The organism is Streptomyces sp. NPDC050549 (assembly GCF_040655035.1).
GTDB lineage: Bacteria > Actinomycetota > Actinomycetes > Streptomycetales > Streptomycetaceae > Streptomyces.
The window spans coordinates 61,285-81,879 of sequence record NZ_JBFAJD010000026.1 but is presented as its reverse complement, the minus strand read 5'-3'; the positions used below and the strand labels follow the sequence as shown (position 1 = coordinate 81,879).

Genomic DNA, 20,595 nt, shown 5'->3' with positions numbered 1-20,595 from the left:
CCGACAGGGGTGACCCCGGACCACCGGGGTCACCCCTGCGTCGTGTACGGCACCACACTCACGTGCAGCGTGAAGGCGGTCCGCGCCGCGCCCGCCACGTCCGGCGCCTTCGCCGACGCGGTGACCTCGGCCGCGCCGGACCGGGTCCCCGCACAGCGCAGCGAGGCACGGGCCGTACCGTCCGGGTCCACCCGCCAGCCGGACACCAGGACGAACACCGGCGCGGAACTCCGCACGGCCGTCCACCGCCTGTCGTCCACGCGCGGCCTCAGCACGAGCGACACCACGGTCCCGGGCCGCACACAGAGCCGCCGCGCAACCGCGTCACCGGGACCTACGACGACCTCCGCGTGCCCGGCGGCACAGCTGCCCGGCGCACCGGGGGACCCGGTGGCCGACGCCGACGGGCTGCCCCCGCCCGAACTCGCGGAAGGCGTCGCCGACGACGACCCCGGTGGGTGCGTCGGCGCACTGGCCGACGCCCCCGCCGAACCGCCGCTCCCCGAACCGTGGCACCCCGCCAGGGCAACCACCATGGCGACCACGCATCCCCCGGCCCACCACCTCATCCCGGCACCTCCCGGCCCGCGCGTACAGGACCACCAGCATGCCCCGGCGCGGACCGTTCCGGGCGGGTCAGAGAGTGGTCAGTGCGGCGTCCAGGGTGACGGTGGGGCGGGTGGAGGTGTTGCCGGCGAGGACTCGCAGCGCACCTTGTGGGACTTGACCGTGGTGCCGAGGGTGCAGGTGAACACCACTTGGCGGTGGGCGGTCTTCGCGGCGTAGGTGTCGACCGTGCCGACCGTCTTGCCGTCCACCACGACCGCGAAGCGGCCTCCGGCGGACTTCTTCGTCGCCACCATGCGCAGCTGGGTGCCGTTCGCGGTGAAGGAGACGTACGCGCCCTTGGTGGCGGAGGTGCGGACGGTGCCCGCCCAACTGGCCGTCGCGGACGCCGACTTCAGATCCGGCCGACGGCGGGATGCCGTTCGTACGACCGGGGGTCCGGCGTGGGGAGTTCCACCGTGATGCGGAGCCCGCCGGTGGGGCGGGGGGTGAGGGTGAGGGTGCCGTCGTGCGCGTCGGTGATGGTCTTGACAATGGCCAGGCCGAGGCCGACGCCCGCCTGGTCGGTGTGGACGCGCTCGGTGCCGCGCTGGAACGGTTCGGTGAGCGTCGGGACCAGTTGCGGGGCGAGTCTCTCGCCGGTGTTCTCGACGGTGAGCGCCACCGTCCTCGGGCGGACCTCGGTGGTCACCCGCACGGTGCCCTGCGCGGGCAGGTTGTGGACGATCGCGTTGTGCAGGAGGTTCGTGGTCAGCTGCAGCAGCAGCGCCGACGAACCGGTGGCCGGGGCGATGTCGCCGCCGGTCTCGACGGTGACGCCGTGCTTCTCCGCGAGCGGCAGCAGCGTCTCGGTGGCCTCCTCCGCCAGGAGCGACAGGTCGACCTGCTCTGGGGTGAAGGACCGCTGGTCGGCCCGGCTGAGCAGCAGCAGGGCCTCGATGAGGTCGATCGCCCGGGTGTTGACGGCGTGGAGGCGGTCGATGACCTCGCCGGTGTCGCAGGCCGGGTCGGTGCGGGCCACGTCGAGGAGTGTCTTCGAGATGGCCAGCGGGGTGCGCAGCTCGTGCGAGGCGTTGGCCGCGAACCTCCGCTGACCGGCGACATGCGCTTCGAGCCGCGCGAGCATCGTGTCGAAGGAGTCCGCCAGTTCGCGGAACTCGTCCTTGCGGCCCGGCAGTTGGATCCGGTGCGAGAGTGATCCGGTCGCGGCCAGCCGGGTGGCGCCGGTGATGCGGGTCAGCGGGGCGAGCATCCGGCCGGCGAGGAACCAGCCCCCGACGAGCCCGAACACCAGCAGGCACACCATCGAGACGGCCGCGATCGGGGCGAAGGCGCGCGCGACGGCGTACTGGTAGCCGGGCATGAGGAGGAGCCCGACATGCGGCACCCGGTTCAGGAACACCCACACGGCGGCGAGCAGCAGCACACCGGCGACCATGAGGAACCCGGCGTAGCTGAGGGTGAGTTTGACGCGGACGCTCGGACCGGGCGGCCTGTCCGGCGGAACGGGGGGCCTATCCATGGGGGCCTCCGTCGGTTGCTGTGTCGATGCGGTAGCCGACGCCCGGGACCGTGGCGATCAGCCAGGGTTCGCCGAGCCGTTTGCGCAGTGCCGAGACGGTGATGCGGACGGCGTTGGTGAAGGGGTTGGCGTTCTCGTCCCAGGCCCGTTCCAGCAGGTCCTCGGCGCTGACGACTCCGCCCTGGGCGGCGACGAGGACCTCCAGCACGGCGAACTGCTTGCGGGTGAGCGCGACATGGCGTCCCTCGCGGAAGACCTCCCGGCGGAAGGGGTCCAGGCGCAGACCCGCGAGCTCCCACACGGGCGGCCTGTTGTGGCCGCGTCTGCGGTCGAGGGCTCTGAGCCTGAGCACGAGTTCGCGGAGCTCGAAGGGTTTCGTGAGGTAGTCGTCGGCGCCGAGTTCGAAGCCGGACGCCTTGTCGTCGATGCGGTCGGCGGCGGTGAGCATGAGGATCGGGACGCCGCTGCCCGAGGCGACGATACGGCGGGCGACCTCGTCACCGGAGGGGCCGGGGATGTCACGGTCGAGGACGGCGATGTCGTAGGCGTTGATGTCCAGCAGCTCCAGGGCGGTGTCGCCGTCGCCCGCGATGTCGGCCGCGATCGCCTCCAGGCGCAGGCCGTCACGGACGGCTTCGGCCAGATAGGGCTCGTCCTCGACGATCAGCACACGCATGCCGTCGAGGCTACGAGCCGGCACGTATCGGTGACGTATCGAAAAGCTCATACGCGGCGGCAACACGGGGTGGCTTTGAGTGGCCGTATGAATCGAGCCACCGTCACCGACACCGGTACGACTGCGGACGCCGACACCGGCTCTGCTACGGGGGCCGCCACCCGGCCGGGGCCCTGGAAGCGAGCCCCGGTGTCGACCGTGCTCGCGCTGTCCCTCGGGCTGCTCCTGCTGCTGCACTCGTGGATCCCGGACCGGGTCGGGGGGCTCGGCAGCCTGGTGGAGACCTTCCTGCCGTGGTTCGGTCTGTTCGTGCCGGTGCTGCTGGCCCGCGCGCTCTGGCGCCGCTCCGCCGCCGCGACGGTCGCGCTGGTGCTGCCCGTCGCGGTGTGGCTGAACCTCTTCGGCGGACTGCTCGGCGACAAGTCCGACGGGGCCGGCGACCTCACCGTGGTCAGCCACAACGTGAGCGCCGACAACCCCGATCCGGCCGGCACCGCCCGCGACCTGGCCGCCTCCGGCGCGGACGTCCTGGCGCTGGAGGAACTGACCGCGCGGGCGAGTGGCACGTACGAGAAGGAGTTGGCGACGGCGTACCCGTACCACGCGGTGCTGGGCACGGTCGGGGTGTGGAGCAGGCTGCCGTTGTCGGACACCCGGGCGGTCGACACCGCGATGGACGTCGGGCCGCTGGCGGACCGCCTGCCGGCCGGTGCCAGGGCGGCCGAGAACCGGGCGCTGCGCACCACGGTGACCACGGACCGGGGGCCGATCGCGGTGTACGTGGCCCATCTGGGATCCGTACGCGTGCTGCCCAGCAGCGGCTTCAGCACGGACGACCGGGACCGTGGCGCGAAGGCGCTCGCCAAGGCCCTCGCCGTCGAGCCGGACCGGCGGGTGGTGCTGCTCGGCGACCTCAACGGCACCATGGACGACCGCGAGTTCACCGGCCTGACCTCACAACTGCGCTCGGCCCAGGACGCGGCCGGGGACGGCTTCGGCTTCAGCTGGCCGGCGAGTTTCCCGGTGGCACGGATCGACCAGATCCTGGTGCGGGGCGTACGGCCCACGAGGTCGTGGGTGCTGCCGGCCACGGGCAGCGATCATCTGCCGGTGGCGGCCGGGATCAGCTGGTGAATCCTCCCCTCCCCGATGGGCGGGGAACCAGCGTCGCGGTGAGCGTGTCCGTCAGCCATCGCTCGTAGGTGGCGGTGGACCAGCCGCGTCCCGCTGTCAGTTGGGTGAACAGCTGGGGGCCGGCCAGGGCCCAGACGATGTCCACGAGGTGGGCCGGATCCGCGTCCGGGGCCAGGCAGCCGGTTTCGTCGAGGTGGGTGACGAACATGGTGACGCCGGTGAGGCGTTCCTGCTCGGCGGTGTCCAGGACCTCGCCGACGTCCGGGCCGGCCTGGGTCAGCAGGGCGAACAGGGCGGCGACCCGTTCGTGGATTCCGCGTACGTACGCCGCGTAGAGCCGGAGCTTGGTGTCCAGCTCCCGTGTCCCCAGGAACTCCTGGACCTGGGGACGGTCGGCCATGGGCACCGGTTCGTCGTCTCCGGCGCCCTGCGAGGACACGACATGACAACCGCACTGCCGAACGACGGCGCGGAGACGGCGGACCACTACCGTCCACGCGTCCTGCACGTCCCCGCCGACAAGGGGGTGGTCAAGTGGATGTCCGGCGATGTCTACGAGACCCTGGCGCCGGCCGACTCCACCGGCGGCGCACTCGGATTCACGGTCTGCTGGGCGCCCCCGGGCGGCGGACCGATAGCCCACGTGCACAAGAGCGCCGACGAATCCTTCTACCTCATCTCGGATTCGCTGGAGTTCCTGAACGGCGACCAGACCTTCGTCGCCCATCCCGGTGACTTCGTCTTCGTCCCGAGGGGCACCCGGCACCGGTTCCGCAACCGCACCGGCGAGCAGGCCCACATGGTGTCCTTCTTCACCCCCGGCGGGGGCGAGGGACTGTGGCTGGAGGGCGGCGACGACCCCGTACCCGGTACGAAGCCCGAGTTCTGGCCGCCGGAGCGCGGCCTCGCGCTGGGCCCGCTGCCCGGCCGCCCGGACATCGGCATGGAGATCCTGCCCGAGGAAGCGGACCTCGGCGGGCCGGCCGAACAGGCCGGTGCGGTGAAGACGGCACAGGGACGGGAAAGGGGGCTTCCTCGTCCCTGTGCCGCCTCCGTCCAGGGGGACCGCTAGCGGAGGGACTGCTCGTTCGACGGGACCGGGCGGTCGTAGACGTTGTCCGGAGTGACGATCTCGGTGACCGCGCGGGCGACGAGCGAGGACGGTTCCTGGCCGCCGTAGGTGATGTCGGTGTTGAGGATCACGACCAGGGTGGCCTTCTGCGACGGGAGGTAGACGGTCACGGTCTCGTAGCCCGGGATGGAGCCGTTGTGGCCGATCCAGCCGCCGCTCTCGAAGATGCCCAGGCCGTAGCTGAGGCCGGGGAAGCCGGTCGGCAGCATCCTGAGCCGCTGCCGCTGGGTCTCCGGGCTGAGGAGGGTGCCGGTGGCGACGGTCCTGGCCCAGCTGCGCAGATCACGCAGGTCGGAGATCATCGCCCCGGCCGTCCAGGCCCAGCTGGGGTTCCAGTCCGTGGCGTCCGCGACCGCGCCGCTCAGCGTCTGGTCGGTGTAGCCGCGCGCGTGCGGGTCGGGGACCTCGGGGCCGTCGGGGAACAGCGTGTGGCCGAGGCGGGCCGGGCGCAGCACCCGCCGGTCGATGAAGTCGGCGGTGCGCTGACCGCTGACCTTCTCGATCACCAGGCCGAGCAGCACCAGATTGGTGTTGGAGTACTCGAACTGCTTGCCCGGCGCGAACGTGTTGTCGTGCTTGAAGCCGTACGCGAGCACCTCGCGCGGGGTGAACGAGCGGCTGGTGTCGCTCAGCAGGTCGTGCACGAAGCCGGGGTCGGCGGTGTAGGGGAACAGTCCGCTGCGCATCTCGGCGAGCTGGCGCAGCGTGATGTGCCGGCCGTCGGGTACCCCGCGGACGTAGCGCGAGATCGGGTCGTCCAGCCGGATCCGCCCCTCGTCGACGAGCCTGAGCAGCGCGGTGACCGTGAAGGTCTTGGTCTCGCTGCCGATGCGCGCGTACAGGTCGGTGGTCATCGGACGGTGGGTGACGGTGTCGGCGACGCCGGTCGCGCGGACATAGCAGCCCTTGCCCGGCATCCACAGCCCGACGACGACACCGGGGATGCCGGCCTGGCGGCGGACGTCGGCGACGGCCTTGTCCAGCCGGGCGGTCGTCGTACGGCCGAGGCCACCGGCCGGGCCCGCCGGACAGTCGTCCCGGTCGGCGCCCATGAGGTGGACCGCCGGGGTGTGGGTTGCCGTGGTCACGGCGGATGCCGCCGCCGTCGGGATCAGTGCGGACGCCGCCAGCAGCGCGGCTGCCAGCAGGCGTCGGGAGGGAGTACGTCGCATGCCGGGGCGCTTCTTCCGGTCGGGGGTTGAGGTGACCACGCCACCATCCGGACTCCGGCGGAGGGTCCGCCTGCGGTGCGCGTCCCCCGCGAGTCCACTCGATCGGACGGACGTTCATCACACCGAAGGCACCCGCCCCGCCGACGGCGGGCCCGCACCCCGCCCCTCCCCGGCCCCGCCCTCAAGGCGCAGCAGATGCCCGGTGCAACGACTGCGCGACGACCCGCTCGCCGCGATCCTGACCGGGGCCGCGGGTCACTTCCCGTACGCCTGGCGGAACTCGGCGATCTCGTCCGCCGTGACGCCGTTCGCGCCGCACACGGGGACGACGCCGTCCTTGGCGGCCACGACGTAGCGGTCGCCGTTGATGAAGGTGAGCGCCTCCGGGCGGCTGGTGTCGCTGTCGAGGACGACCGTGCGGGCGGTGCCGCCCTTCAGCCAGTGGTCGACGCGGAAGGTGACCACGGTGCCCTTGATGGACGTGACCGTTCCGATGAAGAGCGTCGGGTACTTGCGCAGGGTGTCGGGCGTGGGCGCCACGCACTTCGCGGAGCCGCCCGCGGCGGTGAGCCTCAGGGCCCCGGCGGCCGAACTGCCGCTGCCGGGCGCGTTTTTGGCCGTGCTGCCGCCGCCGTCGTTCGCCATGACCCCGACCCCGATGCCGCCGCCGAGCACGAGGAGGCCGACGGCCGCCGCGAGTCCGAGGAGGTGCCGGCGGGACCGTCCCGCGGGCACGCCCGAGTTGACAGGAGCTGTGGCTGTGACGGTGTTCAACGTGGCCTCCACAAGGCGATCGGTGTCGGGCGGCGGAGCACTACGGGTCAGTGCCGGGTCCGCGGCCTTCAGCCGGGCCAGCAACTCGTCGTCGTTCACTGACCGCTCCTTCCTTCGTCGCTCTTGTGTCCGGGCCGTCGGCCATTCTTTCGCCCCAGCTGGGCGGCGAGTCTCGCCTTCGCCCGGTGCAGCCGGATGCTCACCGCGTTGGGCGTCGACCCGGTCGCCTCCGCGATCTGCCGCGGCGCCAGCCCCTCCCACGCCCACAGCCGCACCACCTCACGGTCCGCCGCCCCGAGGGAGTCGAGCGCGGCGTGCAGCTCGCTGTGCTCGGCGGCCTCCTCCGGGGCCCGCTGCTGGGTCCTGACCAGCCGCTCCACCAGACGGAGCCTGCGACCGTCGGCCCGGCGGGCGTTCGCGAGGCAACCCCGAGCCACCCCGTAGCACCAGGGCAGTACGTCATCGGGGTCCGGCGTGCGGTCGTCGCCCAGGCCGGGGACGTCGTCGAGGCGGCGCCACAGCACCAGCAGCGTCTCCGAGAGGACGTCCTCGGCCGTCTCGACGCCCGTCCGCCGCAGCAGATACCGGTGCAGCGGTTCCACCACCACCCGGGCCAGCCCATCGAAACGCGCCCGCCGCATCCGGCGCGTCTCCTGTTCCGTCATGGATTCCACGACCTGTCCTGTCCGGCTCCGGCCGGTTCCTTTCAGCGCCGGACGGGATCATTCCCCCGCACGGAACTCGGGCCGCCGCACCAGTTGTCCGGCGGCCAGCAGCAACGCGTCGCCATCGCCCGCGCGTTGGCGATGGACCCCAGCGTGCTGCTCTTCGACGAACCGACCTCGTCCCTGGACCCCGAACTCGTCGGCGAGGTCCTGTCGGTGATGGGCGGACTCGCCGCCGACGGAACGACGATGGTCGTCGTCACCCACGAGATGCGCTTCGCCCGCGAGGTCGCGGACTGGGTGGTCTTCATGGACCAGGGCCGCGTCCTCGTCCAGGGGCCGCCCGAGACCGTCTTCGACAACTCCGGGGAACCACGCCTGGAACGCTTCTTCGCGGCGATCGGTCCCACATGAGAGGAGTGCCTCACTGAGCGCGGATCGCATCGGCCGGCGGGGTCCGCAGGGCTTGGCGGGTGGGGAGTTCGATGGTGAGGAAGGCCGTCGCCGTGACCGTGAGGGCGAGCGCGGGCAGCAGCCAGACCGGGCCGGCCGGCCAGGGGCGGCCCAGGAAGCCCTGGCCGAGGAGGGCCAGGGGGACCGCGGAGAGCAGCAGGGCGGTGGTGAGCGCGGTGGCGGCGGTGACCGCGGCCTCGCGGCGCATCATCGCGCGGATCTGCCGTGGGGTGGTGCCGTTGAGGCGGAGGGCACCGAGCTCGACCCGGCGCTGCGCGGTGGCGGCGACCAGCTTGTTGGCGATGCTCAGCAGGAGGTACACGAGCAGGACCACGATGGTGGCGAGGTTGATCCACACCTCGGGCGGGGCGTCCTTGAGGCCGCCGGTGGAAGGGGACTTGGCGGGCGCGAGGACCAGGCCCGGGCGGTCGGCCGCGAGGGCGGTCAGGTGCTGCCGGGCCGCGGCCGTGCCGTCGGTGCGGATCAGGAGGGACTGGTCGAGTGCCGTCGTGGTGTGTCCGGCGGCGAGGTCGTGGGAGAGCACCACCGTGCCGAAGCCCAGGCCCCGCCCGTACACGGCGACGACCTTCGCCTCGGCGCGGGTGCCATCGCCGAGGACCAGGCTCACCGTACGGCCCACCGTCGCGGAGCGGGTGCGGGCGACATCGCTGCTCACCGCGACGGTCGCGCCGGTGAGCCGGTCGAGGCCGCCGTCGCGTACGTCGAGGTCGAGGACGCCCGCCGCGTCAGGGGTGAGGATCGTCGCTGAGCCGGACTCGCTCACCTTGTCGCCGAACTGCTCGTACTCCCACACCACGGTCGTCGTGGAGACCGGCGCGGCGGCCCGCACCCCGGCCGTCCTCCGTACTGCGGCGGGCGTGTCGTCGGGCAGGCCTCCCAACGCCGGTGCCCCGAGCCGTAGTTGGGCCAGTGTTCCGGCGCCGGTGTCGTGCGCGGTGGCGGCCAGCACGGTGGTCTGGGTGAAGGTGTACGTCAGCACGAACACGACCGCCATGGCCAGCGTGGAGACGATGCCCGCGTTGCGCAGGGCGTAGGCGCGCAGGTTGGCCATCGCCAGCCAGGTCGGCGCCGAGCCGCGGTGCCGCGTCGCACGGGCCGCCGCACCGCCGATGCCCCGCACCAGCGCCGGGCCCGCCATGGCCAGGCCGATGGCCCCCACGATCCCGGAGATCGAGGTGGCCGTGGCACCGATGACCGTCCGGGAGAGCAGCGGCAGCGCCGACATGACGAGCGCCACGGCGATGACGGTCAGACCGATCCGCGTCCGGGTCCGCGAAGGCTCGCGCGGCTCACTGCGGGACTCGGCGACCGCCTCGGTGGCCGGCATCCGCGAGGTGCGCCAGGCCGAGCAGCGGGCGGACACCTGCACCGCCAGGAGCAGCAGGACGATCGCCGTGAGAGCGGGCAACGGGCTGTAAGTGAGCGGAAGTTCGGGCGGCACGACCCCCCGGTCGGCGAGCAGTCGGCGGAACTGTCCGGCGAGCAGATAGCCAAGTCCCACACCAGGTGCCACGGCACCAGCCGCGACGACGGTGGACTGCGCGGCGGCCAGCCGCCGGATCTGCTTCGGGCTCGCCCCCACGGCCCGCATCAGCGCCAGGTCACGACGCTGCCCGCCGATCGACACGGCCAGCGCGCTCGCCATCACGAACCCGGTGATCAGCACCACGATCCCGGACAGCGAACCGGCCAGCAGCACCAGCAGCGAGCGGGACGCCCCGGCCCCGGGCTCCGCCGTGTCGCCCCGCCCGGCCCCGGTGACGGTCAGCAGTCCGGTGCCCTTCAGCTTCGTACGTACCTCGGCCGCGACCCGCTCCTCGGCACCGGGTGCGGTGCGCAGTCCCACCAGGTCGGCCCGGCCGGAGCAACCGCACAGTCCTACGGCCGACTTGTCGGCGAAGTAGAGGCCCGCGCCCGGCGCGTCCACCACCGCCGAGACCCGATAGCCCCTGGCCGGGCGGGCGTTGACGACGACCTGGACCGTGTCGCCCGGCCCGATGCCCGCCGCCGCGGCGGTGGCGCTGTCCACGGCGATCCGGTCGGAGGCGGTCGGCGCGCTGCCGGTGATGTGCGGCGCACCGGTCAGCAGCCCGGTCGAGGACCAGCCGTGCCCCGCCGCCTGCGGGTCCTTCGCCGCTACGACCCGCCCGTGGGCGTCGAGGAGGGCGGCGGGGAAGCTCAGGTCACCGACCGCCGTCGTGACGCCCGGCAACTCGCCCAGTTCGGAGGCCAGTCCGGCGGGCACCCGGCGCCGTTCCGGGAGTGCGAGCGGAAGGTCTCCGGGCGGATGAAACTCCTGGTCGGCGGCGACCACGACGGACGCTCCTGCGAGCCTGCCCGCGGGCAGGTGGGAGCGGAGGCCGGACTCGGCCAGGACACCGGTGGCGGTGAGCAGCGCCGCACCACCCAGGACCGCGCAGGCCACGGCGATCAGCGCGGTGACCCGGTGGCCGACCATCTGCAGCGCGAGACGGAACATGGTTCAGGCCCTTCCCAACTCGACGAGGCGGCTTGCCAGTTCGGGGGCGGTCGGCGCCTTGAGGGCCTCGACGACCCGGCCGTCCGCCATCACCAGCACGTGGTGCGCGCGGGCGGCGGCGGCCGGGTCGTGGGTGACCATCACGACCGTCTGGCGCAGGTCGTTCACGAGGTCGCGCAGCAGGTCGAGGACCTCGTGGGCGCTGCGCAGGTCGAGCGCGCCGGTCGGTTCGTCGGCGAACACGACGGCGGGTCGTGCCACCAACGCCCGTACCACGGCCGCCCGTTGCTGCTGTCCGCCGGAGAGTTCGGCCGGGCGGTGGCGCAGCCGGTCGGCCAGCCCGACCCGCTCCACCAGCGTGCGCAGCCAGTCCCGGTCGGCGGTGCGTCCCGCCAGCCGCAGCGGCAGCGTGATGTTGTCCTCGATCGAGAGGGAGGGGATCAGGTTGTAGGCCTGGAACACGAACCCGACGCGCTCCCGCCGGAGTCGGGTGCGCCGGGTCTCGTTCAGCCCGGCGATCTCGTGGCCGTCGATACGGACACTGCCCGACGTCGGCGAGTCGAGCCCGGCGGCACAGTGCATCAGCGTGCTCTTGCCGGAGCCCGAGGGTCCCATCACGGCGAGGAAGGTGCCACGCTCCACGGTCAACGACACGTCGTCCAGGGCCCGTACGCCCCCGGGGTAGGACTTGCTGACGCCCTCCAGCGCGATGGCGGGGGCGTCCACAGCGGTGCGGGTGGTGTTCATCGACGGCCCCGCAGGTTCCGTACGACGAGGGCGCCCGCGCACAGCACGGTCACCGCGCCGCACACCAGGTGCACCCAGGTGTCCGCGCCGCCGAAGGAGGCCGCCATGTTGGCGAGCGCGCTGGCCACCACCACGATCCAGAGCAGGGCACGGGCGATGTCGCCGGGGCCGATCCGGTCGGCGGGATCGGGGGTCGTCGTGTTCTGCATCGGGGCTGCTCCCGGCGTCTCGTACGGCTTCTGCTGTCGTCGTCGACGCTATGGACCGGCACCCCTCCCGGCCGATCCCGCAGCCCACCCGATGCGGGGTACAGCAGGCTGTACTCCTGCGGATTCGCGCCCGTGCGGAACTGCCGTACGACATAGGGTCGTTCGTATGACAGCGAGCACGAGCGAGGGCGACGGTGGGGCAGTCGGTGTCGGGGCAGCCACCCCACGCGAGAGCGTCCGGCACCTCGCGCTACGGGTCCTGAGCACCGCGGGGCAGGCACTCGCACAGCTCGCCACCGGCCTCAACACGGCAGTGCTCGCCGGGCTGTTGCTGCTGTGGCTGGCCGTCACCGCCGCGACGAGTGTCGTAGGCGTCGGCCTGCTCATGGCACCCTCTCTCCTGCGCGCCCTGCACGCCCTGGCCGGCCGGGAGCGCGAGCGGCTCGCCCGTCGGGGCCCCGAGGTCGTCGCCCCCGAGCCGCCGCCCACCCGGCTGCGGCTCGCCCTCGCCGACGCCACCACCCGCCGCGAACTGCGCTGGCTGGTACGGCACTCCACCCTGGGTCTGCCGCTCGGGCTGCTCGGCGTCCTGCTGCCGGTCCTCGCCGTGCGGGACACCGCGTTCCCGCTGTACTGGACGTTCCTGCCCGCGAACACGACAGCCACCTCCCTGGGCGTCGGCAGCGCGCACACCTGGGCGGACGCCCTCGCCGTGGCGCTGCTGGGCGTGGGCTGGATCGCCATCGTCCTGGGGCTGACGCCCGGCATGGCCCGGCTCCAGTCGGACCCCGGACGACGGCTCCTGGCTGCCGGTCCCGACGTCGATCTCTCCCTGCGCGTCGCGGAGTTGACCGCCACCCGCGCCGCCGCCCTCGACGCGCACGCCACCGAACTGCGGCGCATCGAGCGCTCGTTGCACGACGGCGCGCAGAACCGGCTGGTCTCCGTGGCCGTGTTGATCGGGGCGTCCCGCCGCATGGTCGCCCGCGACCCGGCCGGCGCCGACGAACTCCTCGAACGCGCCCAGTCCGCCGCCGAACAGGCGCTGGCCGAACTGCGGACGGTCGCGCGCGGCATCCTCCCGCCGGTACTGGCCGACCGGGGGCTCGCGGGCGCGCTCTCCGGTCTCGCCGCGGACTGCGCGGTGCCGTGCCGGATCGACGTGGACGTGCCCGCGCGCTGTGCCGCCTCCGTCGAGGCGACTGCCTACTTCGTCGTCGCCGAGGCCCTGACCAACATCGCCAAGCACAGCGGCGCACGGCACGCGGTCGTCAGGGCACGCGGGAGCGGCGGCCGGCTGCGGCTGTCTGTCGAGGACGACGGACGGGGCGGAGCCGACGAGGACGGCGGCTCCGGCCTGACCGGCATCCGCCGCCGCGTCGCCGCGCATGACGGCGCCCTCACCCTGACCAGCCCGCCCGGGGGCCCGACCGTCCTGACCGTGGATCTCCCCAGTGGGTCCTGACGTACATGAGAGGGAACGTGTCATGCGGATCGTGATCGCCGAGGACGACCCCTTGCTGCGCGAGGGGCTCGCCCTGCTGCTGCGCGCCGAGGGACTGGACGTGGTGGCCACCGCCGGCACCCCCGACGCGGCCCTGGACGCCATCGACGTACACCGGCCGGACGTCGCCATCCTCGACGTACGGATGCCGCCGACGCACACCGACGAGGGGATCGTCGCCGCGGTCGAGGCCCGGCGCCGCCGCCCCGACCTGGCGGTGCTCGTCCTGTCGGCCTACGTCGAGCAGAGCTTCGCCACCGAGCTGCTCGGCGGCGGGGTGAACGGTCTCGGCTATCTGCTCAAGGAACGGGTGGGCCGGGTCGAGGAGTTCCTCGACGCACTGCACCGGGTGGCCGCCGGGGGCACCGCCATCGACCCCGAGGTCGTCGCCCAGCTCTTCACCCGCTCCCGCCAGGACACCCGCCTGGAACGCCTCAGCCCCCGCGAACGCGACGTACTCGCCCTGATGGCCGAGGGATTGGGCAACTCCGCCATCGCCGGGAAACTCGTCGTCACCGACGGCGCCGTCCACAAACACATCCGCAGCATCTTCGCCAAGCTCGACCTGTCCCCGACGGACCAGGTGGACCGGCGGGTCGCGGCCGTCCTTCGGTACCTGGAGGATCTGCGGCGACTGGTCTGAGGCCCTGCCGGGGGAACGGCCTCGGTACAGCAGGCTGTACGGCGAACCGGCCCGCGCGCTGGATCGATCACCGAGCGGCTTCTTCCTAGGTTGGCGAACACACCGGGTAACCGGTGGCCGACACCAACTCTCCGGGAGAAAACCAATTATGACGATCCGTCACTTCGCCGTCGCAGCGGCACTGACCGCCCTCGGCATCGGCCTCGTCGCGCCCGCCGCGAGTGCCACGGAGAACACCACGGCTTCCCGGCAGCGCACGCTCCAGGCGAGCGTGGACGCCGTCCAGAAGACGGGAACCGTGGCCGTCGTAGCGCAGTCGACGGGCCCGGACGGCCGGCGATACACCGCCACCACCGGGGTGTCCGACACCACCACAGGACGGGCGGCCCGCGTCACCGACCGCTTCCGGATCGCCAGCAGCACCAAGGCCTTCGTCTCGACGGTGCTGCTCCAACTGGTCGGCGAGGGGCGGGTGTCGCTGGACGACACCGTCGAACACTGGCTTCCCGGGGTGGTGTCGGGGAACGGCAACGACGGAAACGCCATCACGGTAAGGCAGTTGCTGAACCACACCAGCGGACTCTTCAACTACACCGCGGACTTCCCCGCGATCAGCACGGTGGCGGACTTCGAGGCCGACCGGTACACCACATGGACGCCGCGGCAGCTCGTGGGCATCGCGATGCGGCACGCCCCGGACTTCGCACCCGGCACCGACTGGGAGTACTCCAACACGAATTACATTCTGGCCGGAATGATCGTCCAGAAGGCGACCGGTCACACCTGGCAGCAGGAGGTGACCCGGCGCATCGTCCGCCCGCTGGACCTGCGCGACACCTCCGCCCCCGACACCTCCTCCCGTATCCCCGGCCAACACCTGCACGGTTACTCGGACTTCGGTGGCACCGGCCCGGTCATCGACGTCACCGACTTCAACCCGACGGCCGCCGGTTCGGCCGGCGCCATGATCAGCACGACCGGTGACCTGTCCCGCTTCTTCTCGGCACTGCTCGGCGGCAAGCTGCTGCGCCCGGCCCAGCTCGCCGAGATGAAGACGACGGTACGTGCCGCCTCCCTCGACCCCGTGTGGCCCGGCGCCCGCTACGGCCTGGGCCTGATGGAGATCCCCCTGACCTGCGGCGGCGTCTACTACAGCCACGCCGGGGACCTCTTCGGCTACACCACCCGCGACGGGGTCAGCGCGGACGGCCGCCGGACCGTCGTCCTGGAGGCAACGGGAGACGGAGCGTCCGATCTCTCCACGGAGGTGGCCCAGAACGCCTTGATCGACACGGAACTCTGCGCCACCGGAGGAAAGTCGGGAGGGAACTCCGGCGGGAGGTCCGGCGGGGACTCCGGCGGGAAGTAGTCAGCCACCGAGGTCGGATGTCAGTGGCTAGGGCAGGGTGACGGAGAACGACATCGGCCCGGGGCGAGCGGGGGACATCCGGAGCGGGGGACATCCGGAGCGAGTGACATGCCGAACATTCCGAAGGGGCGGCGCGTGGCCCAGGCCACCGTGAACGCGGTGCGCAGCCTGCTGGAGGAGCACGATCACATCGTTCAGGAGACATCCGGGCAGAACGGCTTCGGTGAGGTGTTCCCAGGCCGCGAGGACGTGCACCCGACCTGAGAACGCCTCACGGAGTCACTGCCGGACGCGTAACGCCGGCTCCTGTGCGGCTGGTTGCCCGCGCCTCCGCCCGGTGAAAAATCCCTACCGGACCGGCCGGCGCAGGACGGAGACTCGTCTCATGGTCGGCATGGTGAGCACGGGGGAAACGGAGCGGTTCCGGGAGGCGGTCGCGGAGTGGGCGGCGACCGGTGAACCCGGTGACCCGGCACGCGAGTTGGCAGCGGAACTCGGCATCCGGGTCGCCGTACTGCTCGAAGGCCCCAGTGACGTCGCAGCCGTAGCCGCACTCGCGACCGCCCGCGGCCGGGACCTGCCCGCCGAGGGAGTCTGCGTCCTGTCGATGGGCGGCGCGATGAACGTCGGCCGCTACGCCCGCCTCCTCGGCCCGTCCCCGTCCGGCCCGGGCCTGCGCCTCACGGGCCTGTGCGACGAACGCGAACACCCCTACTACGCGCGGGCCTTCGACAGCGTGGGCGCACCACAACAGGCTTTCTTCGTCTGCACGGCCGACCTGGAGGACGAACTGATCCGCGCACTGGGCCCGACCCGCGTCACCGAACTCATCGACGCGGAGGGCGACTTGCGCCCCCTCCGCACCTTCCTGAACCAACCCGCCCAACAAGGCCGCCCCATCCAGCAACAGTTGAGACGCTTCTTCGGCACGACATCGGGCCGCAAGATCCACTACGGCCGAGTCCTGGTCGAGGCCCTCACCCCGGACCGCACCCCCACCCCCCTCGACGACCTGCTCAACACCCTGTAACCACCACCCTCTTCGGCCCCCGCACCACGGACACCGGGCCGGATGGTGGCGGCCCGCCGGTGGAGGGAGCGTTGGCGTTCCCCAGGCGGCCCGCCGCCGGAACCGTCCCCACGCAGAGCACCGAACACCACGCACCGCGCACACCCATATCGCCGCCTGGCGCCCCGAATCGGGCACACTCAACTCTCATCATGAGAGTGAACTTGCATAAAGAGAGCCAACCCCCTACCTTCATGAGAGCCAGCTCTCAGCAAGCGGCGAAGCCCGAGCGAACCAAGCGAAAAGGACCCCACCATGCCCACCTCCGCCACCTCCCCCGCCCCCCGCACCGTCGCCCTCCCCGGTGGACTCACCGTCACCATCCAGGAGTTCGGCGAGAACACCGAGGGCACCGGCGTCCTGGTACTGCACGGCGGCGCAGGCCCGCGCACGGTGGCCGGCATCTCCGCCGCCCTCTCCGAACACGTCTACGTCGTCACCCCGACCCACCCCGGTTTCGACGGCACCCCCCGCCCGGACCGCTTCGACACCGTCGCCGACCTGGCCATCGCCTACCTGGACCTGCTCGACACGCTGGACCTCAAGGACGTCATGGTGATCGGCAACTCCGTCGGCGGCTGGATCGCCGCGGAGATGGCCCTGCGCGACAACCAGGGCCGCATCGGCGCCCTGACCCTGCTCAACGCGGTCGGCATCCACGCCCACATGGTCGAGAACCGCGTCGTCGACCCGCGCGGCATGGCTCCGGCCGACATCAGCCAACTGTCCTTTTCCAAGCCCGAGTTCCGCCCCGACTTCGCCTCGTTCACCGACGAACAGCGTGCCGTGGGCGCCGCCAACCAGCAGACCCTCGCCGTCTACGGCGGCGAACACTTCACCTACGACCCGAAGCTCCGCGGCCGCCTCCACCGCGTGACCGTCCCGGTCCTGGTCGTCTGGGGCGAGCAGGACGGCATAGCCCCCCTCAAGTACGGTCACGGCTACGCCGACTCCTTCCCCACCAGCCGCTTCGTCCCGATCGCGGACGCGGCCCACTTCCCGCAGATCGAACAGTTGGGCGCGACGCTGGGCGCGATCGGCGACTTCGTGGACACGGTGGTCAAGCCGGGGGCGACGGACTGAGGATGCTTCAGCTGCACGGACCAGGCCCAGGTCGGCGACCTGGGCCTTTCTGCTCCACGCAACGATCAGCCGAACTCGGCGCATTCAGCGAAGTCTGCGCATTCAGCGAACTCAGCCGAACGAACCATCCTCCCGAACGGTGAACAACTCGCAACCGTCATGCTCAAAACGAACCTGCCCGTCGAACGCCGAGCCGGGGTGTGTACAGACCCCCCAGTCCCGCCCCAACTCCCCACTCAACGCGACCCAGAACCGACAGCCCCCGCATTGCGCGTCGTACCAGTCGTCGCGATATCCGGGCTGGTGCGTGGCCCTGTTCCGCACTTGCAACCAGCGCTTATGACAAGCGTCGTTGTGTCCACGGTCATCGCCTGTCCACGCCCCACCGTCCATGACGCGAACCGTACTCAGCTGGCGGGGAGTTGGCGGGAGAGGGCGCGGGCCCGGCTTGCGCACACGGCTTCACCTCTCACCCAGGGGGTGATTCCAGTGGCAGTGTGCAACCCGAGTCAGCGGCAGAGCGCCATGACGATGTCGTCGAAGTCCGGGAACTCCCGGGTCGCCTGCTCGATGACGGCCGCCGCCGACCGCTCCCGGCCTGCTGCGAATCGTTCCGCGACGGCCGCCAATTCGCGATTGGGGGACGGCGTCCAGTCGGGCTCGTAGGAGGTGGCTGCCTCCCAAGGACCGAAGCCGCCCGCCAACAACCACAAGAAGGCACCCAGATCACACGCCACGACACCCGTCTCGCCCTCCGAACCAAGGAAGACCACAGGCTGATCGACGAGTGGGCTGTGCTGACGTATCAGCCAGAACGCCGCGTATCCACCCGAGCCGTCCTGTCCGAACACGCGGAAATCGTCACCGCTCAACTCCGCGTTGCCGGTCCAGGCCCGGAACCAGTCGGTGGTCTCCTCCGCGGACAGGAAGGCCGGGAAGGGTTCGAAGTCGACCCCATCTCCGCCGTCGTACTCGAACGGAAGCGCCAGCGCAGCGGCCAACGGCTCAGGAAACTGACGCTCATCGGTCATCACTCGGACAGGCTAGCGACCACCAGTGTCACTGGAGACGGCTCAGCCCCAGCAGACCTCCCTCCGCTGCGAGAAGGCCGCCGCGCAGATCGTCGCCGATCTCAGCGGCGACGTGGGCGACGGGACCTTTCAGCCCCGCGGTGCGACGCGAATACGGTTCCCGTCAGGATCGGCTGCGAGGAAGGTCAGCCCGAACCCAACATCATGAGGCTCGCGCAGGATCGTGACCCCCTTGGACTTCCACTGCTCAAAGATCGCGTTGAGCTCGTCGGGTCCACCGCCGATGGCCAGGCACACCTCGCTGGTGCGCGGGACGTCCGGTGACAGGTCCTCGAACTGGCCGGACCACACACCGAGGTCAGCGCCCGGCCCGAGGTCGAAGGTGATGTATCCCGAAGTCTCGAACGAGGGGCTCATGCCGAGGAGGCCGCCGTAGAAGCGAGCTGCGGCGGGAGCGTCGTTCACGTAGACGATGGACACGACGGATCTGGTCATGGTTGTTCCTTCTCGCAGGTCGGAGGTACGTGTCCATCAGCCTGACCGGGATATGCGCCGCATCGTGTCGCAATTCCTGGAGAAAATCGGTGTGTGACCCCAGATCGCTTCTTCACCCTGATGCTGCTCCTCGAATCGAGGGATGCCGTGACCACGCAGGAACTTGCCTCGGCGCTCGGGGTGTCCCTTCGAACCATCACCCGAGACCTGAACTGGCTCCGCGACGCCGGTCTGCCGGTGACCGCGCACCGGGGCCGCCTCGGCGGCGTGACCATGCTGCCCGGGTCCGGGCTCGACCTCACGCGGCTCACACCGGACGAGCGTGATCATCTGTCGCTCACCGGGCTGGACGAGAAGCAACGTGCGGAGCTCGACGCATCGGCCGAAAGCCGGCGCGCGCTCTCCAAGATCGCCGCCGCCCAGCCGCGTCGGGTTCATGAGCTCCTGCCGCTCACCGACGCAGTGCACGTGGACAGCCGCCCCTGGCGTCAGGCACGGGCTTCCGGCACGACTCCGGCTTCGCTGATCGGCGCGGTGCGGCGGGGTCGCCGGCTACGGATCGAGTACGACAGCCCACGCGAGTCATGCCCACGCGACCTGGTCGTGGATCCCTACGGGCTGTTCGCCAAGGCCGGCATCTGGTACCTCGTCGCCGACCGTGCCCGAGTGCCGCAGATGTACCGACTCGAACGGATCACGACGTGGAAAGAAGTCGACCAGCCACGACGGATCCGCGAGAGCCAGACCCTGGCCACCGTCGCCGCAGCGCTCGTTGATCAGTGGGAGCACGACCACGCGGTAGAGGTCAGCGCCACCATCGACCAGACCCAGCTCGGGCGAGCTCAACGGATCTTCGGCCAACAACTCGTCCCGGACGACCACGAAGAATCCGCCACCGGCCACAGGGTGACGATCCGCTTCCTCCAACTGGAGGACGTACGAGCACTACTGCCGTTCGGGAGCGCCATCACGGTGCACGGCCCCACCGAAGCCAGGGCCCACCTCCGTGACCTCACCACCAACCTGGCCCACCACTATGCGCCGTCACCGACGTCCTGACCCGCAACCGCGACCACCAGTAGCACCGGATGGCCACGCAGTGGCGTCGACCGCGCTGGAGGCCGCTCAGACCCAGCAGACCTACGCCACACGCCGCGGATCAGTCCGGCGACCAGCGCCAGAGAGACCGGGCTTCCCAAGCTCAGGGTGCGCGCCTGTGTGCGAGACAGCCGTCGACAAGTCGGGTCGCATGGCTGAGGATCTGCTGCGTGACCGATGACGAACTCGTCATGGCCGTCCGTGCCCACGTGGCCGGCCGGGGGCTGCCCGGCCCGGCATCTGTGAAGGATGTCGCCACGTTCGAGCGGATGGTGGGCGCTGAGTCCGCCCAGTCGCCGGTCGGAGGCCATGACGTTGCGCGCCCGTTCCAGGAACTTCGGGTGCAGGCTGGTGTCCGCGTCCATGACCAGCAGGTACTTTGCGGCGGATGCGAGTCCGCCGGATGCACGGTTCAGCCAGTTGATGGCGTGGTTGAGGGCGCCGGCCTTCTTGTGCGGGTTGTCCGGCAGATTGAAGACGACCGTGCGCGGCACACCGGGGCGGTCGGCGAATCGACGTGCGAACTCCTCGGTCCGGTCGGAGGAGTTGTTGACCACGACGACGATCAGGGCGGGTGGTGCGCTCTGAGCGGCCAGTGATTCCAGGGCCAGCAACACGCCGGCCTCCTCGTCGCGTGCGGGCAGGATCACGGCGGTCTCCAGCAACGGGGCCGCGCCCTGGATGACCAGCCGTCGGCGGTGCGCGCCGTGTCCTCGTCGACCTCTGCTGTGGTCGGGGCGGCCCCTACGGTG

24 protein-coding genes and 1 pseudogene are annotated in these 20,595 nt (G+C 71.4%); 10 read left to right on the top strand and 15 right to left on the bottom strand.

The window, feature by feature from the left end; all coding sequences use genetic code 11:
* Window positions 1–29: 29 nt before the first annotated feature.
* The 4 genes from AB0I51_RS31635 to AB0I51_RS31620 form a co-directional block, all read right to left on the bottom strand.
* Window positions 30–260 (bottom strand): acetyl-CoA synthetase, encoded by a 231-nt coding sequence (locus tag AB0I51_RS31635; RefSeq protein WP_362981029.1) that lies wholly within the window; start codon window positions 258–260, stop codon window positions 30–32.
* Between the two features lie 387 nt (window positions 261–647).
* Window positions 648–863, bottom strand: a complete 216-nt coding sequence (locus AB0I51_RS31630) for a hypothetical protein (RefSeq protein WP_362981027.1) — start codon at window positions 861–863, stop codon at window positions 648–650.
* A gap of 98 nt (window positions 864–961) precedes the next feature.
* Window positions 962–2,089 (bottom strand): HAMP domain-containing sensor histidine kinase, encoded by a 1,128-nt coding sequence (locus tag AB0I51_RS31625; protein WP_362981025.1) that lies wholly within the window; start codon window positions 2,087–2,089, stop codon window positions 962–964.
* Window positions 2,082–2,765 carry a response regulator transcription factor gene (locus AB0I51_RS31620; RefSeq protein WP_362981023.1) on the bottom strand — a complete coding sequence of 228 codons (684 nt, stop codon included), beginning with the start codon at window positions 2,763–2,765 and terminating at the stop codon, window positions 2,082–2,084. The genes AB0I51_RS31625 and AB0I51_RS31620 overlap by 8 nt, the downstream gene beginning before the upstream one ends.
* A gap of 87 nt (window positions 2,766–2,852) precedes the next feature.
* Between AB0I51_RS31620 and AB0I51_RS31615 the strand changes: the two genes are divergently transcribed.
* Window positions 2,853–3,899, top strand: a complete 1,047-nt coding sequence (locus tag AB0I51_RS31615; protein WP_362981020.1) for an endonuclease/exonuclease/phosphatase family protein — start codon at window positions 2,853–2,855, stop codon at window positions 3,897–3,899.
* Here AB0I51_RS31615 and AB0I51_RS31610 read toward each other — a convergent pair.
* Window positions 3,889–4,299, bottom strand: coding sequence for a hypothetical protein (locus AB0I51_RS31610; protein ID WP_362981018.1), 411 nt, complete (start codon window positions 4,297–4,299; stop codon window positions 3,889–3,891). The two genes, AB0I51_RS31615 and AB0I51_RS31610, sit on opposite strands and share 11 nt — an antisense overlap.
* Window positions 4,300–4,341: 42 nt before the next feature.
* Between AB0I51_RS31610 and AB0I51_RS31605 the strand changes: the two genes are divergently transcribed.
* Window positions 4,342–4,971 carry a cupin domain-containing protein gene (locus AB0I51_RS31605; RefSeq protein WP_362981016.1) on the top strand — a complete coding sequence of 210 codons (630 nt, stop codon included), beginning with the start codon at window positions 4,342–4,344 and terminating at the stop codon, window positions 4,969–4,971.
* On the opposite strand, the gene AB0I51_RS31600 is transcribed toward AB0I51_RS31605, so the two are convergent.
* From AB0I51_RS31600 to AB0I51_RS31590, 3 genes are all read right to left on the bottom strand, one after another.
* A complete protein-coding gene (locus AB0I51_RS31600) occupies window positions 4,968–6,203 on the bottom strand; it encodes a serine hydrolase domain-containing protein (RefSeq protein ID WP_362981014.1) in 1,236 nt (411 codons plus the stop codon). The two genes, AB0I51_RS31605 and AB0I51_RS31600, sit on opposite strands and share 4 nt — an antisense overlap.
* Window positions 6,204–6,458: 255 nt before the next feature.
* Window positions 6,459–7,076, bottom strand: a complete 618-nt coding sequence (locus tag AB0I51_RS31595) for a hypothetical protein (protein ID WP_362981012.1) — start codon at window positions 7,074–7,076, stop codon at window positions 6,459–6,461.
* Entirely contained in the window at window positions 7,073–7,642 is a 570-nt protein-coding gene (locus tag AB0I51_RS31590; protein WP_362981010.1) for a sigma-70 family RNA polymerase sigma factor, read from the bottom strand. The genes AB0I51_RS31595 and AB0I51_RS31590 overlap by 4 nt, the downstream gene beginning before the upstream one ends.
* Window positions 7,643–7,732: 90 nt before the next feature.
* On the opposite strand from AB0I51_RS31590, the pseudogene AB0I51_RS31585 reads away from it, so the two are divergent.
* Window positions 7,733–8,056: pseudogene (locus AB0I51_RS31585) on the top strand (ATP-binding cassette domain-containing protein); the annotation flags it as partial.
* Between the two features lie 10 nt (window positions 8,057–8,066).
* Here AB0I51_RS31585 and AB0I51_RS31580 read toward each other — a convergent pair.
* From AB0I51_RS31580 to AB0I51_RS31570, 3 genes are read right to left on the bottom strand one after another with little or no spacing between them, the layout of a single operon-like run.
* Window positions 8,067–10,595, bottom strand: a complete 2,529-nt coding sequence (locus AB0I51_RS31580; RefSeq protein ID WP_362981008.1) for an ABC transporter permease — start codon at window positions 10,593–10,595, stop codon at window positions 8,067–8,069.
* A 3-nt stretch (window positions 10,596–10,598) separates the two neighbouring features.
* On the bottom strand, window positions 10,599–11,342 hold the full coding sequence (locus AB0I51_RS31575) for an ABC transporter ATP-binding protein (protein ID WP_362981006.1): 744 nt from the start codon (window positions 11,340–11,342) through the stop codon (window positions 10,599–10,601).
* On the bottom strand, window positions 11,339–11,551 hold the full coding sequence (locus AB0I51_RS31570; RefSeq protein ID WP_362981004.1) for a hypothetical protein: 213 nt from the start codon (window positions 11,549–11,551) through the stop codon (window positions 11,339–11,341). The genes AB0I51_RS31575 and AB0I51_RS31570 overlap by 4 nt, the downstream gene beginning before the upstream one ends.
* A gap of 166 nt (window positions 11,552–11,717) precedes the next feature.
* Here AB0I51_RS31570 and AB0I51_RS31565 point away from each other — a divergent pair, with 166 nt between their 5' ends.
* From AB0I51_RS31565 to AB0I51_RS31540, 6 genes are all read left to right on the top strand, one after another.
* A complete protein-coding gene (locus AB0I51_RS31565) occupies window positions 11,718–13,016 on the top strand; it encodes a sensor domain-containing protein (protein WP_362981002.1) in 1,299 nt (432 codons plus the stop codon).
* Window positions 13,017–13,038: 22 nt separating this feature from the next.
* The gene (locus AB0I51_RS31560) at window positions 13,039–13,698 is read left to right on the top strand and encodes a response regulator transcription factor (RefSeq protein ID WP_362981000.1); all 660 of its coding nucleotides are present in this window, start codon (window positions 13,039–13,041) and stop codon (window positions 13,696–13,698) included.
* Between the two features lie 148 nt (window positions 13,699–13,846).
* Window positions 13,847–15,067 (top strand): serine hydrolase domain-containing protein, encoded by a 1,221-nt coding sequence (locus AB0I51_RS31555; RefSeq protein WP_362980999.1) that lies wholly within the window; start codon window positions 13,847–13,849, stop codon window positions 15,065–15,067.
* A gap of 108 nt (window positions 15,068–15,175) precedes the next feature.
* The gene (locus AB0I51_RS31550) at window positions 15,176–15,331 is read left to right on the top strand and encodes a hypothetical protein (protein WP_362980998.1); all 156 of its coding nucleotides are present in this window, start codon (window positions 15,176–15,178) and stop codon (window positions 15,329–15,331) included.
* A 121-nt stretch (window positions 15,332–15,452) separates the two neighbouring features.
* A complete protein-coding gene (locus AB0I51_RS31545; RefSeq protein ID WP_362980996.1) occupies window positions 15,453–16,097 on the top strand; it encodes a TOPRIM nucleotidyl transferase/hydrolase domain-containing protein in 645 nt (214 codons plus the stop codon).
* Between the two features lie 294 nt (window positions 16,098–16,391).
* On the top strand, window positions 16,392–17,219 hold the full coding sequence (locus AB0I51_RS31540; protein WP_362980995.1) for an alpha/beta hydrolase: 828 nt from the start codon (window positions 16,392–16,394) through the stop codon (window positions 17,217–17,219).
* A gap of 111 nt (window positions 17,220–17,330) precedes the next feature.
* Here the strand turns inward: AB0I51_RS31540 and AB0I51_RS31535 are convergent, their stop codons facing one another.
* From AB0I51_RS31535 to AB0I51_RS31525, 3 genes are all read right to left on the bottom strand, one after another.
* Window positions 17,331–17,612, bottom strand: a complete 282-nt coding sequence (locus tag AB0I51_RS31535; protein ID WP_362980994.1) for a DUF3027 domain-containing protein — start codon at window positions 17,610–17,612, stop codon at window positions 17,331–17,333.
* A 116-nt stretch (window positions 17,613–17,728) separates the two neighbouring features.
* Window positions 17,729–18,250, bottom strand: a complete 522-nt coding sequence (locus tag AB0I51_RS31530) for an SMI1/KNR4 family protein (RefSeq protein WP_362980992.1) — start codon at window positions 18,248–18,250, stop codon at window positions 17,729–17,731.
* Between the two features lie 129 nt (window positions 18,251–18,379).
* Complete coding sequence (locus AB0I51_RS31525) at window positions 18,380–18,745, bottom strand: VOC family protein (RefSeq protein ID WP_362980990.1); 366 nt, start codon at window positions 18,743–18,745, stop codon at window positions 18,380–18,382.
* Window positions 18,746–18,838: 93 nt separating this feature from the next.
* Here AB0I51_RS31525 and AB0I51_RS31520 point away from each other — a divergent pair, with 93 nt between their 5' ends.
* A complete protein-coding gene (locus tag AB0I51_RS31520; RefSeq protein WP_362980988.1) occupies window positions 18,839–19,804 on the top strand; it encodes a WYL domain-containing protein in 966 nt (321 codons plus the stop codon).
* Here AB0I51_RS31520 and AB0I51_RS31515 read toward each other — a convergent pair.
* Window positions 19,780–20,493 (bottom strand): glycosyltransferase family 2 protein, encoded by a 714-nt coding sequence (locus tag AB0I51_RS31515; protein WP_362980986.1) that lies wholly within the window; start codon window positions 20,491–20,493, stop codon window positions 19,780–19,782. The two genes, AB0I51_RS31520 and AB0I51_RS31515, sit on opposite strands and share 25 nt — an antisense overlap.
* Between the last annotated feature and the right edge of the window lie 102 nt (window positions 20,494–20,595).